Source organism: Vibrio sp. SCSIO 43135 (genome assembly GCF_023716665.1).
Classification (GTDB): domain Bacteria; phylum Pseudomonadota; class Gammaproteobacteria; order Enterobacterales; family Vibrionaceae; genus Vibrio; species Vibrio paucivorans.
In genome coordinates this window covers 1,080,449-1,097,627 of sequence record NZ_CP071859.1, presented here as the reverse complement: position 1 = coordinate 1,097,627, position 17,179 = coordinate 1,080,449, and the positions used below count along the sequence as shown (strand labels likewise).

At 44.9% G+C, this 17,179-nt stretch carries 14 protein-coding genes and 1 riboswitch; of the genes, 6 read left to right on the top strand and 8 right to left on the bottom strand.

Features of this window, described 5'->3' with window-relative positions; translation table 11 throughout:
• Positions 1-40: 40 nt before the first annotated feature.
• From mukB to cmoM, 4 genes are read right to left on the bottom strand one after another with little or no spacing between them, the layout of a single operon-like run.
• Entirely contained in the window at positions 41-4,498 is a 4,458-nt protein-coding gene (mukB, locus tag J4N42_RS05150) for a chromosome partition protein MukB (protein WP_252030271.1), read from the bottom strand.
• On the bottom strand, positions 4,495-5,223 hold the full coding sequence (gene mukE / locus J4N42_RS05145) for a chromosome partition protein MukE (RefSeq protein WP_252030269.1): 729 nt from the start codon (positions 5,221-5,223) through the stop codon (positions 4,495-4,497). The genes mukB and mukE overlap by 4 nt, the downstream gene beginning before the upstream one ends.
• The gene (mukF, locus tag J4N42_RS05140; protein ID WP_252030267.1) at positions 5,204-6,541 is read right to left on the bottom strand and encodes a chromosome partition protein MukF; all 1,338 of its coding nucleotides are present in this window, start codon (positions 6,539-6,541) and stop codon (positions 5,204-5,206) included. The genes mukE and mukF overlap by 20 nt, the downstream gene beginning before the upstream one ends.
• Complete coding sequence (cmoM, locus tag J4N42_RS05135) at positions 6,538-7,335, bottom strand: tRNA uridine 5-oxyacetic acid(34) methyltransferase CmoM (RefSeq protein WP_252030265.1); 798 nt, start codon at positions 7,333-7,335, stop codon at positions 6,538-6,540. The genes mukF and cmoM overlap by 4 nt, the downstream gene beginning before the upstream one ends.
• Before the next feature lie 114 nt (positions 7,336-7,449).
• Here cmoM and elyC point away from each other — a divergent pair, with 114 nt between their 5' ends.
• Entirely contained in the window at positions 7,450-8,253 is an 804-nt protein-coding gene (elyC, locus tag J4N42_RS05130) for an envelope biogenesis factor ElyC (RefSeq protein WP_252030263.1), read from the top strand.
• Between the two features lie 97 nt (positions 8,254-8,350).
• Here elyC and torR read toward each other — a convergent pair whose 3' ends face one another.
• Positions 8,351-9,064 carry a two-component system response regulator TorR gene (gene torR / locus J4N42_RS05125; RefSeq protein WP_252030262.1) on the bottom strand — a complete coding sequence of 238 codons (714 nt, stop codon included), beginning with the start codon at positions 9,062-9,064 and terminating at the stop codon, positions 8,351-8,353.
• A gap of 240 nt (positions 9,065-9,304) precedes the next feature.
• Here torR and torD point away from each other — a divergent pair, with 240 nt between their 5' ends.
• The 5 genes from torD (at position 9,305) to J4N42_RS05100 (ending at position 13,422) form a co-directional block, all read left to right on the top strand.
• Positions 9,305-9,952: a molecular chaperone TorD gene (gene torD / locus J4N42_RS05120; protein WP_252030260.1), complete on the top strand. Its 648-nt coding sequence runs from the start codon at positions 9,305-9,307 to the stop codon at positions 9,950-9,952.
• 292 nt (positions 9,953-10,244) lie between these two features.
• Positions 10,245-11,252 (top strand): HTH-type transcriptional repressor PurR, encoded by a 1,008-nt coding sequence (purR, locus tag J4N42_RS05115; RefSeq protein ID WP_252030786.1) that lies wholly within the window; start codon positions 10,245-10,247, stop codon positions 11,250-11,252.
• A gap of 148 nt (positions 11,253-11,400) precedes the next feature.
• Positions 11,401-11,487: riboswitch (cyclic di-GMP riboswitch) on the top strand.
• Between the two features lie 112 nt (positions 11,488-11,599).
• Positions 11,600-12,190 (top strand): TfoX/Sxy family DNA transformation protein, encoded by a 591-nt coding sequence (locus J4N42_RS05110; protein WP_252030258.1) that lies wholly within the window; start codon positions 11,600-11,602, stop codon positions 12,188-12,190.
• 210 nt (positions 12,191-12,400) lie between these two features.
• Positions 12,401-13,093, top strand: a complete 693-nt coding sequence (locus J4N42_RS05105) for a TVP38/TMEM64 family protein (protein WP_252030256.1) — start codon at positions 12,401-12,403, stop codon at positions 13,091-13,093.
• On the top strand, positions 13,093-13,422 hold the full coding sequence (locus J4N42_RS05100) for a putative signal transducing protein (protein WP_252030254.1): 330 nt from the start codon (positions 13,093-13,095) through the stop codon (positions 13,420-13,422). Before J4N42_RS05105 ends, J4N42_RS05100 begins: the two co-directional genes overlap by 1 nt.
• A gap of 30 nt (positions 13,423-13,452) precedes the next feature.
• Here the strand turns inward: J4N42_RS05100 and J4N42_RS05095 are convergent, their stop codons facing one another.
• The 3 genes from J4N42_RS05095 to glgC all read right to left on the bottom strand — a co-directional run bounded on the left by J4N42_RS05095 (position 13,453) and on the right by glgC (position 17,146).
• On the bottom strand, positions 13,453-14,250 hold the full coding sequence (locus J4N42_RS05095; protein WP_252030253.1) for an alpha/beta fold hydrolase: 798 nt from the start codon (positions 14,248-14,250) through the stop codon (positions 13,453-13,455).
• Between the two features lie 228 nt (positions 14,251-14,478).
• The gene (glgA, locus tag J4N42_RS05090; protein ID WP_252030252.1) at positions 14,479-15,939 is read right to left on the bottom strand and encodes a glycogen synthase GlgA; all 1,461 of its coding nucleotides are present in this window, start codon (positions 15,937-15,939) and stop codon (positions 14,479-14,481) included.
• The gene (gene glgC, locus J4N42_RS05085; protein ID WP_252030251.1) at positions 15,929-17,146 is read right to left on the bottom strand and encodes a glucose-1-phosphate adenylyltransferase; all 1,218 of its coding nucleotides are present in this window, start codon (positions 17,144-17,146) and stop codon (positions 15,929-15,931) included. Before glgC ends, glgA begins: the two co-directional genes overlap by 11 nt.
• Positions 17,147-17,179 lie beyond the last annotated feature (33 nt).

The following is a 17,179-nucleotide window of genomic DNA, read 5'->3' as shown; positions in this document are numbered from 1 at the left end:
CGTTTTATTTAGATTAGCGAGCGACTAAATAAACAAGAAGTTAGATTTCTTCAATCAATTCCTGAACTTCTGACTGCTCTTTCTCTTGTTGAGCAAAGCCTCTTAAACCAACAACATGTACATGTTCGTGGTCTTTGAACACCTTACGCACCAGCTTATAGGTTGTGCCTTTTTCTGGGCTAATGTTTTCCGGTGCAGCGATAAGTAATTGCATGTCCAGACGATCACACAGCTCAAACAGAGTAGAAATAGACTTCGCATCAAGACGTGCTGCTTCATCGAGGAACAGTAGTCGACACGGAACAATATCTTTACTGCGTAATCGACGCGATTCTTCTTCCCAGCTTTGAACAACCATAAGTAGAATCGACTGACCCGTACCAATTGCTTCACCCGTTGATAATGCACCCGATTCCGCTTGTAACCAACCATCCGAGCCACGGTTAACTTCAACACTTAGCTCTAAGTAGTTACGGTAATCAAGCAGCTCTTCGCCCAGAACTTGAGGAGAGCGTTGCCCCATATCAATATGCGGATTCACACGTTGGAACAACTTCGCCATTGCTTCTGAAAAAGTAAAACGTGAACTTTCAAACAAGTCTTTATGCTGTGCTTGTTGCTCTGCTAGCCCATTAAGCAATACGTCATGGCTTTCACGGATATTCACATTCAAGCGAACCCCTTTTACCTGACCAAAACCAATGTTAGACAGGCCTTGGTTTAGCATGCGAATTCGGTTTTGCTCGCGCTGAATCGTTTTCTTAATGATGCTTGCTACAGAATCCGAGCTAATCGCAAGGCGATTTTCACGCTGAGTCAGTTCTTCTGTTAGACGCGCCAGTTCTACTTCCATCTCCTCGATGGCTTCAACCGGATCGTCGGTGCGAATAATATCTTGGCGAATACGTTCACGCAGATGCTGATACACCGCAATGTAGAACAGAACTTTACGTTCAGGGCGAGCATTGTCCTCAGATAAACGTAGCGCATCACGCAGGTCATCATTGTTAGCAACTGCCAAACGAAGTGCACCGAGTGATTTATCTGACATTGAGCGAAGCTCGTCCGCTGTCATGTAGGCTAACTCACGCTTATGAAGGCGGCGCTCTACATCATTTTCACGAGCCAAGCGCAGTACCGAACACCAGCCAGCTTTTGCAGCAACCACAAAGGTACGTAACTCAATGTACTCCTTCTGAACTTTCTTCAGACGCTTCGCAAGCCCCTTCATTTCCAGCTCAGTCGATGTAATGGTGCGCTCATATTCGCTCTTGCGATTGCGTGAAGAGTGTAAGCGTTCTTGCAGTTCATCGCGGCGAGCTTGAGCACGTTCAGCTGCACCTTCATCAGCGGTTACGCCAAACTCTTGCAGTTCTTGCTTAAACTCTTGAACGGTTTCTAGCTTCGCTTGATGCGAGCTCTTCAATGATGCCAAGACTTGATTGTATTGGTTCATTTGACCTTGAGCTTGCTTAAGCTCTTCACGGCCACGAGTTCGCGCTCTCTCAGCTTCAACCAACTTCGCTTTTAGCTGATCGCTCAGTTCACTACTCTTGTTCAGCAAGTCCACTGAATCTGAGTAAGCGAAATAATGGCGACGCTCAACCAAATCCGACAGCGCAAAAATCTGAGTTTTTAGTGACTGCAGTTTGCTGTCTGCTTGCTGATATTCTTGTTCCAGTGCGTCGAACTGTTCTGGGTCAGCTTCTAGCGCTGTCACTACGCTTTCTAGTTCAGCAACCGCTTTAGCATGAGCATTTAAGAACCCTTTCGCTTCAGACAGCTGAGCTATTTTCTGCTCAACTTCTTCGTGACGCTCAAGTAACGAATCGTCTTCAATCAACAACATGCTAGGGGCGATCTTGTCCAGTGCGGCAATAGCCTGCTTGCTCACATTAAGCTGGCTACGTTGTTGCTGTTCTTTGTTATCGAGATCCGCCAAAATGCGAGCCACACTGTTGCGCTTGTCACGAGCCACCTGCAATGCTTGCTCAGGGTCAGCTTCGAATGCTACTGAGATGTGTTTCGCGACAAAGTTATTAAAGCTTTGGTACAAGCGCTGCAGCTTCTGAGAATCAAACGCAGCCTTAGCATGCTGCTCTACCACTTCTTCACGCTCGTTGCGCAGAAGTTCTAAACGTTGCTCACGCGCCGCACGGCCAAACAGTGGAATCTCAGGGAAACGAGAGTAACGCATTTGGCGATCGTTAAGCTGAACACATACTGCACCTTCAAGCTCGTCGGCATTGAATGTACTGTCATCGAATGCATCGATATCGCCTTCGATGATGTATAAGTCTTCAGGGCAATCGTCTAGCTCAACCAGTTTCTCTTTAATACCAGAAAGGTCGGATACCACAATCGCATGTCGAGACGGGCCATACATCGCACTGAAATACGGCGCATCATCAATAGTGATGTCGTCATAAATTTCAGATAGCAGCACGCCACCAAGCGTATCAGCAAGGCCTTTAAGACGCGGGTCGTTTGAGCCACCAGGTGAAGCAAGGCGCTCGATTTCCGATTCCAACGCATTACGGCGCTCAGACAATTTGTCTTTGGCAATCGACTGCGATTTTTCGTCTTCTAGTACAGCTTGCATTTGAGACATCACTGCTTGGCTGTCATACAAGTCTGCACCGCTCTGTTCTTTCAGCGTGTCTAGCGCATCATTTGCGGTAATCCACGCAGGAGCAATCGCTTCAAACTTCTTGATCTCAGCGTTGCAGTCTTGCTCCAATCGGCGCTGCTCACTGCGCTGCTCGCGTAGATCTTCTTGGCTGTGCTCTAGCGTTTCGATTTGCGTACTATGGCGCTCACGTTCTTGCTCTAACGTAATCTCGTCACTCAGTACAACATTGTGTTGCTTCTGGTACTCATCGACCAGCTGCTTCGCTTGTCGCTGCTGATTCAAGCTGCGCTCTAAATCGCGATGTTGCGCTCGCCACTGCTGCTCATTTTGCGCAATTTGCTGAGCATCACGCGCTTTTACAATCGCTTGTTTCGCTTCTGTAGCAGCTTGCGAACGTTCAACGTCACCAGCAATCGATTTGATCAGAGAGAATGCTTTCTCAAATTGCTCGGCTGCTGCAGACGACATATCCAGCTTGTGCTTGATTGCAAGTAACTCAGTGGTGTTTGCCTCTTGCTCAGCCTTTAAGCTGTTCACAAGGTCAATGGCACTTTCTGCGGTAAGAGAAGGGTCATCAAGCAACTGCTTAGCTTTCTCTAGCGCCTGAACCGCTTGCTGATATTGAAGTGCTCGCGTTTGCTGAACGTCCAACGCTTGCTGGTAATCGGCCAGCTGAGTTTTCAAGCTATCGACTTCTTCTTCAGAAACCAGTGCTTGTTCTTCAGCTATCATCACGCTCTCTTGCGCTTCTTCAACCACCATCAACTGTTCTTCAAGACGCTCGTTTAGCTCTTCCAAGTCTTCTTGGTAGCGCTCGATCTTTTCTTGTTGACGCAGTGCATTTTGCACTAACTGCAAATGGTCTGACGCGGCCTGATAATCTTGCTCAAGTGCAGACTCTTGGTCCACCAGCACTTCAAGCTCTTCTTGCACGCGATTGAGCAAGTTATTTTGCTCTAGTAAAGTTTCACGTGAACCGAATAACTCCGAACGCAGTGATAGCGTATTTTCTAGCTTCTTACGGCGCTCATTTGCATGGCGCATGTAGTCCGCTGCTACGTAGTTAGTTGATTCAGTAATCAAGTGTTTAAACAGGTCGCGGTCAGCTTGAGTCGTCTTAATCGCTTCAAGCGTCATACGGTTTTCGCGCAGCGCTGATTCCATATCTTGGAACGCTTTTTTAACCCCACCGTTTTGCGGCAGTAAGTAATCACGCAATGAACGAGTAATCGCACTCGAAATACCACCGTATAGCGACGCCTCGATTAATCGATAGAACTTAGAGCGATCGCTACTGTTACGAAGTTTCTTAGGTACTACACCGTATTCGAACATTTGCGCGTGGTAATCCACAATAGAGCTAAATGCTTTGAAGTGAGCGCCTTCGTACTGACTAACAGATTCTTTGACTTCGTTGATCTGGCGAACACGTGCATGGTTGTCAGATACGCTTTCTATAAGTACGTCTGTCGGTTTTACATGACTTGGTAAACCTTGGATAACAAACGGCTTAATATCGACCTTTTTATCACGGCCCGCCACTTGCTGTAGCTTTACGGCAAACAATAGGCGTTGGTTACGTGAGTTCACTACATCCAGAGCCGCATAACACGCGCCAGGCTGCAATTTACCGTATAGACCTTTGTCTCGAGATGCCTGAGAGCTCCCAGCTTCCGTCGTATTACGGAAATGAAGCAAGCTTTGGTCAGGTATCAGTGCCGTAATGAAAGCCGCCATTGTGGTTGACTTACCTGCACCATTACCACCTGACAGTGTGGTCACCAGTCCATCGATATCAAAGGTACGTGCAAAAAAGCCGTTCCAGTTGATCATGGTTAGCGATTGATATTTACCACGTTCAATCATGCTTCACCTTCTTCTAAATCTGTTTGCTCGTTCAGCGCTTCTTCGTCTTGATTATCTTGTAGAAGGCTACCTTGGCTCGGCTCTTGGGTATGAACTACCGCTTCACCGTCGCGAATCAGCCTTAGCTGCGCTTCGCGCATATCATCACCCACGCGTACGTCAGCACCGAAGCGGAATACCGCTTCACTGATTCGGAATTTGCCCGTTTCGCCAATATGGATGATCATGCCCAGACGGCGTAGACGACGAAGTGAAGTTCGCACTTTTTCGAACAGTTTTTCTTTGTCGAGATCAGAACCAGTCGCACGGTTTGTCACCAGCTTCATGAGCTTTTTCTCATCAGCCAGCTGAAGTAGTTCGTCGTATAGCTCTTGGTTAGTGAAGATACCTTCGTGAGCCAAACGCTCGGGGCTTAGGTATAAGAAACACAATACCTTGCCAACCAACATGTCGAGTTCAGATAGCACACTGCGGCTTATCAATGACGTTGAGCGAGGTCGCAGGTAAAAGAACCCTTCTGGTGCTTTCACCAATTCGGAGTTGTAACGCTGATAAAACAGAGCCAAGTCGGTTTCAAAATCAGACAGCAAAGCGTGATTATCTAAGTCTTCACTTGAGATATGACGTCCTGCACGTAGAGCACTATCTAACGCTGGGAAAAGAGGGTTAGAGATCGCTTTTACCAGATTATCTGGCATGTATTCATTAGTATCGGTCGATGACATTTGCTTGTACCTTTGCGCCAAAATCGTTGATTGCTTGCCAGTCTGGTTGAATCGCCTGGTAGTCAGATTCGGAGTAACCTAAACGCACAGCTTGGTCGACAACAATTCGCGCTAAATCAAAGTGATGAGTTCGAGGGTGCGACGCGAGGTAATCACGCAAAACGCTACCTAGATCGATTGGTGCGCCCTGCTGCTTATGTTGCTGCAGCATGCCACCAATTCGCTCAGAGAGCTCATCATTGACTTGTTGAAATTCTTCGTATTCCACTTCAAGTGGGACTTGTCCGGTTACTTCATCGTCCCTAAGGACGAGAGCTTCATCTCGGAGGTCGGTCAGTCGCTCGGCATCTGCGTAAGTCAGATACCAAGGTGTATCAAAGTAGTCGGTAACGGATTGTCTTAATCGTTGGCTAAACGCACGGTTTTTATCCATATCAATTGCAGTACGGATAAACTTGTGTACGTGGCGGTCATAGCCAATCCATAAGTCGATAGCTTGTTGACCCCAGCTTGTAATACGGTCGAGCTTCATTTGGAGCGCAAACAACGTTTCGCCAATGAAATCCAATTCCGTATCACCATAGACAATTTCTTGAATGTCTAAAATCTGTGTTTGAAGCTCATCACCCGCTGCCTGTAAGGTATCTTGCAGCTCTTTGAGCGTCGATGACGTCTCAGACAGCAAGGCCTCACAGTTATTGATGGCGTCGCGCCAATCTTTGTTCAGTAGTTCAGCAATCTGATCTTTCACCGATTGCTGTTGCTCGTCCATCACTCGCTGGTTCAAATCGATTTGATCAAAGATCTCACCTACCGAATATTTAAGAACGCCATATACATTCTTTTTCCAGTGTCCAGCTGTCCCGCCTTTTTGTGCAGCTTCAATCGCTTTCGACATTTCATCAGCGACCATAGACAACTGTATCGACAGCTTTAACTTAGAAAATTCACGGTGGCGTACGTAATAATCGGTAATACCGATTGCCAGCGGGGATAAACGATAAATGCTTGCACCATCAGTCACTTCACTCGTGAAGCGGCTGATTAGTCGCTGCTTAACCATTTCATTGATGGCGTTGTTTGCACGAAATGCCGAAGCATCACCTGTGTTTTCAAATAAACGAGTGACGATGGTAAACGCATCATGCAGCTCACCTTCACCAAGCTCTTCATCAAACCTTTCGTTACTCAGAACCGCAATCGAAATCAAAAATGCAAGTCGTTCTGTTGTGAGGTTCAATGAAAAATCATGCTGCTTGACCCAACCAACTAGTTCATCAATTGGTTGCTCGGCAGCATTGAGAGTCATCTCACTCATTGCTCATCCTGTTGTTCTTTCTTTTTCGCCCATACGTGTATGTATCGGCCTAATGAGAGGTATGGCTCTTGTCTACATAGTTGTTTTTCGAGTGCCAACACGTCTTCTAATTGGTAGTCACCCATGTACTGCATATTCCCGATGTAGTCACTGAATGAGCGAATTCCCGACTTGCCGCAAATTTCAAACCCGGCATCTTCAATCCATTGATAGACTTCTTCAGGTTTTAAGCCTTTTTGCGGCTGAAGTTTAAATCTTTTTCTATGTGGCATGCCCTCTAATACATGAGGGATATTGCCACATATGACATTCTTGTAGACCAGACCATGATGGTTATAGAACATGACCGAAGCGACACCGCCTGGTTTCACTTGTTCTAGTACCGTCTCTAAAGCGGGCTTTGGGTCAGCTAACCATTCCATTACCGCGTGAAACATCACTAAATCGACAGCATGATCTAAGTGCTCTCCTATCTTTTGGACAGGCGAATGGATCAGGCGATACTGCTCAAGTAGACCGTTTTTTGCAATATCCTGCTCGGCTAGTTGCAGCATTTCCGAAGATAGATCACATAATGAAATCTGGTGTCCGAGCTCAGCAAGTTTTTGAGACATTTGTGCCAAACCACCACCAGCATCAAGCACGGAGAGAGGTTTTTCATCAGCCTTCAAGCGTTCAAGAATTTGCTGAAGATCTTCCCAAACAATGACTTGGCGGATCTCTCCTTTGTCTGACCCGTAAATATTTTTTGCAAATTTGTGGGCAATATCGTCGAAATTACGGTCTTCAGTCACGGTGGTTGAGTTATCATAGCTAATCGTGCTGCTATTCTGTCATAGGAATGGTAGGAATAAAGAGGGTTTCTCTTATTTTTATTATCAAGTGGTGTTTTTTCGGACTATTTCTGTATGTTTGAGCTGAAAAAGATTATTTCATCGATGCTTATGCCGTTACCAGCCATGTTAATCCTTGGCTTTTTAGGCTTAATGCTCATCATGTTTACCGCAAAACGAAAAACAGGATGTTTTGTTGTTCTCTTCTCCTTTATCGGCATTTTCCTGATTGCCTTTCAACCTGTATCAACACGTTTGCTCATGCCAATGGAAAGGCAGTACTCCGCTTTTCTACCCATTGATGAATCCGTTGACTACGTAATGGTGCTTGGTAGTGGGCACGTAGTCGACGACCAAATTCCACCGACTTCTGAGCTAAGCCGTACCGCGCTAATGCGATTGAGCGAGGGGATTCGTATACTGCGCATGTACCCAGGCTCTAAACTCATCCTTTCCGGTTATGCGGGTGGCAGTGAGTTTAGCAATGCTCGTATGATGGCAAAAGTCGCCTTGGCACTCGGTGTGTCTAAGTCTGACATTATCTTGCTAGAAACCGCGCAAGACACCTGGGAAGAAGCCAGACAAGCCGCTGCTTTTGTTGGTCAAAAACGTCTAATCCTAGTCACATCCGCCAGTCACATGAAACGCGCTTTGAACGAGTTTAATTCTGCTGGGATCAAGCCTCTTCCTGCGCCGACAAACTACCTTGCTCACAGTAACATTACTCAGCCATGGGAAAAGTACACCCCTAGAGCGGTCTACCTTGAGCAAACTGAACGTTACTGGCATGAGACTCTTGGTCTGATCTGGCAGAGCTTAAGAGATATGGCATCAGATTACGAAGAGCGTGCTCTGCAATCCGAAGAAACTTCTTTGTAGTAAGCCATAATAACGCACACTAATCTGATAGATATTAAAAAGCCGAAGTCATCACTTCGGCTTTTCTTTATTGCTCAAACGACATAGCAGGCAGTCGTTAGTCACCAGCAAACATATAACCTTCACCGTGCACAGTCACAAATATTTGTGGATTCTTTGGGTCGAACTCCATCTTGGCGCGCATTCGACGAATAAGTACATCGATAGTACGGTCGTTTGGCGCATCGACTCGGTGGCTGATCATATTCAGAATACGTTCTCTACTTAGCACCTGATTTGGGTGTGACGACAACGCCACCAGCAACTCATATTCTGCTTTAGTGAGCTTAACCGGCTCACCATTTCTGCTCAATGCGCGGCGCTGAGTGTCAAACGTCCACTCACCGAAGCGAACGACATTGCTGTTTTTGTCATGAGTTTCCACCACAGGCGACACATTGCGAGCGGCTGAAATTCGCCACAGCAGGTTTTTCACACGAACCAACAGTTCGCGCAGTTCAAAAGGTTTAGTAACGTAATCGTCGGCGCCCATTTCGAGCCCAACAATTTTGTCTATGCTATCCGTGCGCCCTGTCACCAGAATGATTCCAATATCTGACTGGCTACGTAACTCTCTTGTCAGCATCAATCCATCACCACCCGGCAAATTGATGTCCAACATCACTAAGTCGACAGAGTTTTCTTCCAACGCTTCTCGCATTTGCACGCCATCTTCGGCTTCACTAACGGTGTAACCTTCATTTTGAAAGTATCCCACTAGCTTGCTGCGAGTAACAGCATCATCTTCTACAACTAATACGTGATAGCTCATCTAGACCACTTAATCTTGATTTCAGGTTAACTTTAACAACACTATTCTATTCATAATCAGTAACAATTCTAGAAAATGCTACTTCAAAAGTAAGAAAGGTGATTTTTTATTGATTCAAAACAACCTTAGACTCGCTATTCATATCTCACTATATCTCTCTATTTTTATTCACACATGTAGTTACCGCTATTCATCTTTATTAGTTAAACTAAAGACATACCTCGAATTGGAGCTAAAACAATGCAAGAAACAAAAGCATTTAACGAAAAAAGAGCTGAAATATACTGGTGGCTATCTAGCTTGTTTGCTAAGGAACTGACCGAAACGGATATTGAACAGTATCAAACCCCAGAAATTCGCTCCTTCCTCGCTGGGCTTGGTGAAAATGAAACTCTAAAACCGTCTATCGACAAGATGACTGACGCGCTCAATCGTCTAAATGACCGTGAAGACGCACAATTAGAGCTCTCTGCAGATTTCTGCGACCTATTTTTGAAATCAGACAAAGAATCCGCTTTGCCTTATGCGTCTATGTACATCGGCAAATCGGGTCTATTGAATGACGAGCCAGCCAAAGAAATGGCGGCATTAATGGCTGAACATAGTATTGCTGTCAGCGCTTCACTTAACGAGCCAGCAGATCACATTGCGATCGAATTAGACTTCCTTGGTAACTTGATTATTCGCTCTAACGAGCTTGAACAAGAACAGCACCTTGATGATGCACTGCTCGAACAAGAAAAGTTCATCCGAGAAAAGATCCTTTCTTGGGTTCCACAATTTTCGACCAAGTGTCAGTCACTCGATGAATTCGGCTTCTACGCTGCGGTAGCATCTCTATTAGTGTCTTTCCTAGAGCTAGATTGCCACTACCTCGCCGGCGAGTAATTTCACCACTCCCTAGCTAGCGACAAAATCGTCAATTGTAGTGATAGATCACTGCTATTGACGGTTTTTTCATTGCTTGCGCCACGTTTGAGGTCTAGAATCGTGACCGCAAACGATTAAAAATGAAATTGACTCAGTTTCCTGGGTAGAAATACGAACCGCTGGCTAAAAGCGGTTTTTGTGTTTTTACTACTTTGATGTAACCATTAACTAGGAGCTGACAATAATGATTGCTGCGGTGAGCCAAGGGGTAAGCCAGTATATGCAGCAGTTCTCAATAGGACAGAACCTTATGGCCACAATTAAAGATGTTGCTCGCTTAGCTGGCGTATCAACTACCACTGTTTCCCATGTAATCAACAAAACTCGCTTTGTTGCTGAAGCAACCCAAGAAAAAGTGATGGAAGCAGTTAAAGAGCTTAACTACGCTCCAAGTGCCGTTGCTCGTAGCTTGAAATGTAATACGACCCGTACCATCGGCATGTTAGTAACTCAATCAACTAACCTATTCTTCTCGGAAGTAATCGATGGTGTTGAAAGCTACTGTTACCGCCAAGGCTACACGCTCATTTTGTGTAACACCGGTGGTATTTACGAAAAGCAGCGTGACTATATCCGCATGCTAGCTGAAAAGCGCGTAGATGGTATTTTGGTCATGTGTTCTGACTTAACTGAAGAGCTACTAGAAATGTTGGATCGACATGCCGACATTCCAAAAGTAATCATGGACTGGGGCCCTGAAAGCTCTCAAGCCGATAAAATTATCGATAATTCGGAAGAAGGTGGCTACTTAGCCACTAAGTACCTTATCGATCGTGGTCACACAGACATTGCTTGCCTAAGTGGCCACTTTGAGAAAGCAGCCTGCCAAGAACGTATCCAAGGATTCAAACGTGCTTTAGGTGAAGCCAATCTATCGGTTAACGAAGATTGGATCTTAGAAGGTAACTTTGAGTGTGATACCGCTGTGCTTGCCGCAGATAAAATTGCAGCAATGGACCACAAACCAACTGCCGTATTCTGTTTCAATGACACCATGGCGTTTGGCTTGATGAGCCGTCTACAACAAAAAGGGATTCGAGTACCAGAAGATATGTCTGTTATTGGTTACGACAATATCGAACTTGCTGAGTACTTCTCTCCTCCGCTAACAACGGTCCACCAACCGAAACGTCGCGTGGGTAAAAATGCCTTTGAGATCTTGCTAGAGCGCATTAAAGACAAAGAACACGAAAAGCGTGTCTTTGAAATGCATCCAGAGATTGTTGAGCGTAGTACCGTAAAAGACCTGACTAAATAGTTAGCAAGATTAATAACCTATGTGCTTTACGTGGTAGTTCAGAGATACGCAAGGCGCATAGCTTAGTCTTATTTATGGAACACATATCACATTTGCAACATCCAAATGTGATACTTATTCAGATTTTTAATTACTCTTGAATTAGAAGTCACGCACAGGGCAAACCATTCGAAAGTTTGGGACGCAAAGCTTCCGGCCTACGGCATTTACTTGCTATGGTAGCGGGGTTGCCGATGGCAAACTATGCATACACAACTTTACTCCTTACTGACACAGTTTCTGCATTTTTTTGCTAACCTCTCGGACCTGATTTGGTGGCGTATTCACATACACCGAGAATATACAGCATGGACAAACCAGTACTAAAAGACTCAATGCGGCTGTTTGAACAACTAGGCCGTGTAAAATCCCGTTCAATGTTTGGCGGTTTCGGCATCTTTGTTGACGAGACAATGTTCGCTCTTGTTGTAAATGATAAGTTGCACATCCGAGCAGACGATTCAGCCGCAAAAAAATACAAAGGACAAGGCTACGAGCCTTATGTATATAAGAAACGTGGATTCCCTGTCGTTACAAAATACTTCGCATTGCCAGACGATTGGCAGGCAAACCCAAAAGCTACGCTCGATGAGGCCATTGCAGCTCTTAAAGCAGCAAAGGTTGAAAAAGAGTCTCAAGCTCAGTCGAAACCGAATCGACTAAAAGATCTTCCAAACCTAAGACTAGCGACCGAAAGGATGCTCAAGAAGGCAGGAATCGAGTCTGTTGAGCAATTGGAAGAAGCTGGCGCGGTAGAAGCATTTAAAGCCATTAAGCAGTCCCATACTTCGGATGTTGGTTTAGAGCTTCTATGGGCACTTGAAGGGGCAATTAAGGGGACTCATTGGTCAGTCATTCCACAATCGCGTCGTGAAGAGTTGGCTAATCGACTCTGCTAACCCAAGAAAAGTTCAAAGAACCGGCACTCTGTGCCGGTTTTTTGTATCTGCTGAAATTTTCTTTCCACTTAACCTGTCTTAATTCAAACAGTTTCTTGATACTAGGCGAGAATTCGCCACCAATCTCTCTGCAAGTACTTTATCTACTTTTATACTAAGAAGACATAGCAGGTAGAGCGGCCAACGTATCTTTAGGTCGGAGAATAAAAAATGAACAAAAAGCTAGTATTTGGCGTGGTATTCGTCGCACTGATTATTATTTTGGCCATGAATTTTGGTCAATACTTCACGCTTGAAAACGCTAAAGCACAGCAAGAAGCTTTAGGTAGCTTTATTGAGCAAAACTTCCTCATTGCAGCAATCAGCTACTTTCTGGCTTACGTCGCCATCACCGCTTTTTCAATTCCAGGAGCTGCTGTCGTCACACTGCTAGGCGCTGCATTATTCGGTTTTTGGACCAGTCTACTGCTGGTTTCATTTGCCAGTACCATTGGTGCTACCCTCGCGTTTTTAAGCTCACGTTACCTATTGCGTGACTGGGTACAAAATAAGTTTGGCGAGAAGCTACAAGTCATCAACAATGGTGTAGAGAAAGACGGCGCATTTTATCTATTTTCGTTAAGACTTATTCCCGTATTCCCTTTCTTTTTGATTAACCTTTTAATGGGCTTAAGCCCAATTAGTACTAGCCGCTTCTACTTGGTTAGTCAGCTAGGTATGCTACCCGGCACAGCAGTTTATCTAAATGCTGGTACTCAACTAGCCCAAATTGACAGCCTATCAGGTATTGTTTCGCCAACAGTGTTGATCTCTTTTGCCCTACTCGGTGTTTTCCCTATCATCGCAAAATGGATCATGGCGAGAATCAAAGTGTCCCCTAAAGCACACAATGGAAACGCTTAATGAATATCTTCACTGCCTCCAATCCCGTTCAAGCTCATATCTTGTGTGAACTTTTACGAGCAGAAAACATTCCCTGTGAAGTTCGGGGAGAGGGGTTATTTGGTTTGCAGGGCGAATTGCCATTTGGAGAAGATTCTGCCCCATATGTATGGCTTCTTGAAGCAGAGCAGCTTAGCAAAGCCAAATCAATCGTAGAGGGCTTTCATAACAAAGAAGCATCCAGTTATGCCACCTGGGTGTGTAATAGCTGCCAAGAAGACAATGAGGGGCAGTTTGGAGCATGTTGGAAATGTGGCTCGCCTCAAGCGGAAAAGGTCGGCAACAAGTAAAGTAATTTGGTAAATAAAAAAACACACTGCTTATGCAGTGTGTTTTTTTATGAATTCGATAGAGACTCGATTAAATGCTTCCGGCTGTTCGACATTACAAACGTGGCCACAATTCGGTAACTCACACAACTCGCTACCTTGGTGCGCAGCGACCATCTCTTTGACGGGCTGTATAAACATGTAGTCCCTTTCTCCCATCAGATAAAGTGTAGGAATAGGTAACTCTCTATCTTTGAAATACCGCATCAACGGGTTAACTTCTGAAGTTAGGATAAACCAGCGCTTAAACTCTTTTTGACACAGCTTTTTGGCTTCACGGATAAACAAGTGTCGGGATTCACGCTGGCTTTTCTGTGGCATTACAATGTAAGCAAACAAGCTGTACAACCACATGTAAGGGATAATATGCTTACTCAAGTTACCTAGCTTAACCAGCACTTGAGAACGAGTATTAAAACGTGTCACAGCGCCTCCAAGAACCATGGTTCTAACCCGCTCAGAAGCAATTTCAGCAAGGTTACGTACAATAATGGTGCCGAGTGACATTCCTACAAAATGCGCTGAACGAATTTTAAGGTGATCGAGCACTCTTAATATATCCTGAGTGACAGCTTTGAAGGTATATTGATTTGAGATCAATTCACGTAGTAATCGATTCGACTTCCCATGGCCACGAAGGTCTACGAGAAGAATATTAAAGTGCTCTTTGTACGCTTTGATCTGTTTAAACCAAATCGATGAACTACCACCCGCACCATGCACGAACACAACCCACTCATCGCTAGTTGGGTGCTGGTAAGTTTTGTGAAATAGCAAGGTATCAGACATAACTCTCAGTGTGGTTATTTATAGTTTGGTAATAGGGTTAGAAGACTACCATAACTTGATGCCGATTCTATTCCCCAAAAGTCAAAGATTGACGAATTCGTACACTTTTGAGCATTAAATGTAACAAGAGATTGCAGCACATAGAATTCGGTGTGCATGTATTTGCATTGAATCACACAATAAAAAAGGTGCACTCTGTGCACCTTTTAAATACTTTTCATCGTTATGCTATGAATCCAAACTTTGGCAATACAGCTCTAAGTACTGGTTGGCTGCATCCGTCCAACTGAATTTCTTATCCATTGCTTGAAGCTGGATACGCCTTACTTCCGAAGGTTGCTGTGCGTACAGTAGTAGCGAACGTAGCATGACTCTTAACAAGGCATCCCCACTAGGTTCATTAAAAACAAATCCTGTGGCAGATTCCTTATTTGAATCATAATCCTCCACGCTGTCTTTTAGACCACCAACACCTCGAACAATCGGCAATGTGCCGTAAGCCATACTATACATTTGGTTAAGGCCGCATGGCTCGAACTCAGAAGGCATTAGAAAGAAATCGGAGCCCGCTTCTACCCAGTGCGCTAGCTTATTGTCATACGCTTCAACAAACACAAATTTGTCAGAGTGAATCACTGCCACCTCTTTCAACTGACTTGCAAGTACCGGGTCACCTGTACCAACAACCACCAACTGAACGTCATTTTTCAAGAACTCTTCTAGTATCGGCAGTAAGTAATGAACGCCCTTTTGGTTGGTTAAACGGCAAACCATGCCATACATAGCGACATCTTCAAGCGGGAGCCCTACTTCGCTCTGCAGTGCTTGTTTACAAGCCTTTTTCCCACGCAACATACTTTGATGAGTCGCTCGATAGTTTTTAGGCAGGTAACTATCTGTTTCAGGACACCAAGCCGAATAGTCACACCCGTTAAGAATGCCGACTAAGTCCCCTTGACGCGAGCTGAACTCACGCTCCATTCCGTGACTTCCCAAGTGAGTCGTTAGCTCTTTAGCATAGGTGGGACTCACGGCGTTGATTTTGTCAGCACACATAACCCCAGCTTTAAGCATAGTTACGTGTGTGTCGCTCACTGCAGCATCTGGCGCGTGTCGAGAATGAAACTCTGGTAAGCAGTTCAACTCTTCATAGCTAAATACGCCTTTAAATACCGCATTATGAATTGAGATGACACTGCGAATAGGTTTGAAGAACGAGTCTTCACTGTAACGGTGTTTCAGTAAAAACGGTACTAACCCCGTATGCCAATCATTGGCATGAATGACATTTGGCTGAAAACCCAACTTAGGCAACATGTCTAAGCTAGCCGCACTAAAAAATGCAAATCGTTCACCATTGTCAGCGTATGCGGAATTGTTTTCAGCATACATTTCTAAGCGATTAAAATACTGCTCACATTCAATCGCATAGGCTGGAACATCTCCAGACTGTGTCTTACGAACTCGGTAAGCAGTATGTGGCCAACTCTCTAGCTGAGTGTCGAGTACGACTTCTGCGTCTTCAATACCTTGAATCTTACTGTATGCGGGAAGTGCTATACGAACATCTTGCCCGAGGTGAAGAAGTGCTTCGGGTAGTGCTTTAGCCACGTCCGCTAAACCACCACTTTTAATCAATCCTTCAACCTCAGACGCTACAAATAGAACAGAAAAATTCTTAGTAGCCAACTCTTGCTCCTTTAGGAATAACAACGATACCCTCGTCAGAAACATGGAAGTGCTTCTTATCTTCCTTGAGGTTCACACCGATTTGCGTACCCGGTGCTATATCGACATTTTTATCAACGATCACTCGACGCAGTATACACCCTTCACCAACTTTCACATCCCCTAACAAAATGGACTCGCTGATGTCACAGGCAGAAGCAATGTTACTACGGAATCCAAGCACTGACTTTTCAATCCTTGATCCGCGAACATAGCTGCCATTACACACTAGGCTATCGATAATCTGAACTCGACCGTTGACTGAGTCGGTAAATGTTGCAGGAGGAAGTGGCGGGTAGTAAGTGTGCAAAGGCCACTTACGGTTATACAGTGAGAAAGGTGCATCTTTCTCTAATAAGTCCATATGTGCTTGCCAGTACGCATCAATCGTACCTACATCTCGCCAATACACTTCTTCGCGCTCACCGGTAATACGGTTGGTGCTAAAGTCGTAAACAAACACATCGCCACGTGGGAACATGTTCGGAATAATATCTTTACCAAAGTCGTGCGAAGAATCTTCTTTATCCGCGTCTTCAATCAGCTCTGCGAAAAGCGTCTTAGCTTCAAAAATGTAGTTGCCCATTGACACTAACGCATGCTCGCTATCACCAGGAATTGGCTTAGGATTGGTTGGTTTTTCTTCAAAACCAATCATTCGGCCATCAACATCGACTTCGATAACACCAAACTGTGACGCTTCGGATAAAGGCATTCTTAATGCTGATACAGTCAGGGATGCTTCTTTCTCTTTGTGGAAATCCAGCATCTGTTTGATGTCCATTTTATAAATATGGTCAGATCCAAAGATACAAACTTGGTCCGGTTCAGACAGTTCCATAAAGCGTAAGTTTTGATAGATAGCGTCCGCAGTACCTTCATACCAGCGTTTTCCTGTGCGCATCTGCGCTGGGATAGGGTCAATGAAGCGGTCGGTGATACCACTAATATTCCAGCCTTTCTTCATGTGATGGAACAAAGATTGGGATTTAAATTGAGTTAGGACGTAAATCCTCATTAAATCCGCATTAACGAAGTTATTTAATGCGAAATCAATTAAGCGATAGCTGCCTCCAAAAGGCACTGCCGGCTTACTCCGAGATTCCGTTAAAGGACGAAGACGTGAGCCTTCTCCACCAGCAAGGATCATTCCTAAAACACCAGCCATTTTATTCTCCATATTTTTATATTGTATCGGTAG

Coding starts and splice junctions, on each gene's coding strand:
- mukB (WP_252030271.1), bottom strand. CDS start 4,498: ATGATTGAACGTGGTAAATATCAATCGCTAACCATGATCAACTGGAAC.
- mukE (WP_252030269.1), bottom strand. CDS start 5,223: ATGTCATCGACCGATACTAATGAATACATGCCAGATAATCTGGTAAAA.
- mukF (WP_252030267.1), bottom strand. CDS start 6,541: ATGAGTGAGATGACTCTCAATGCTGCCGAGCAACCAATTGATGAACTA.
- elyC (WP_252030263.1), top strand. CDS start 7,450: ATGTTTGAGCTGAAAAAGATTATTTCATCGATGCTTATGCCGTTACCA.
- torR (WP_252030262.1), bottom strand. CDS start 9,064: ATGAGCTATCACGTATTAGTTGTAGAAGATGATGCTGTTACTCGCAGC.
- torD (WP_252030260.1), top strand. CDS start 9,305: ATGCAAGAAACAAAAGCATTTAACGAAAAAAGAGCTGAAATATACTGG.
- purR (WP_252030786.1), top strand. CDS start 10,245: ATGGCCACAATTAAAGATGTTGCTCGCTTAGCTGGCGTATCAACTACC.
- J4N42_RS05110 (WP_252030258.1), top strand. CDS start 11,600: ATGGACAAACCAGTACTAAAAGACTCAATGCGGCTGTTTGAACAACTA.
- J4N42_RS05105 (WP_252030256.1), top strand. CDS start 12,401: ATGAACAAAAAGCTAGTATTTGGCGTGGTATTCGTCGCACTGATTATT.
- J4N42_RS05100 (WP_252030254.1), top strand. CDS start 13,093: ATGAATATCTTCACTGCCTCCAATCCCGTTCAAGCTCATATCTTGTGT.
- J4N42_RS05095 (WP_252030253.1), bottom strand. CDS start 14,250: ATGTCTGATACCTTGCTATTTCACAAAACTTACCAGCACCCAACTAGC.
- glgC (WP_252030251.1), bottom strand. CDS start 17,146: ATGGCTGGTGTTTTAGGAATGATCCTTGCTGGTGGAGAAGGCTCACGT.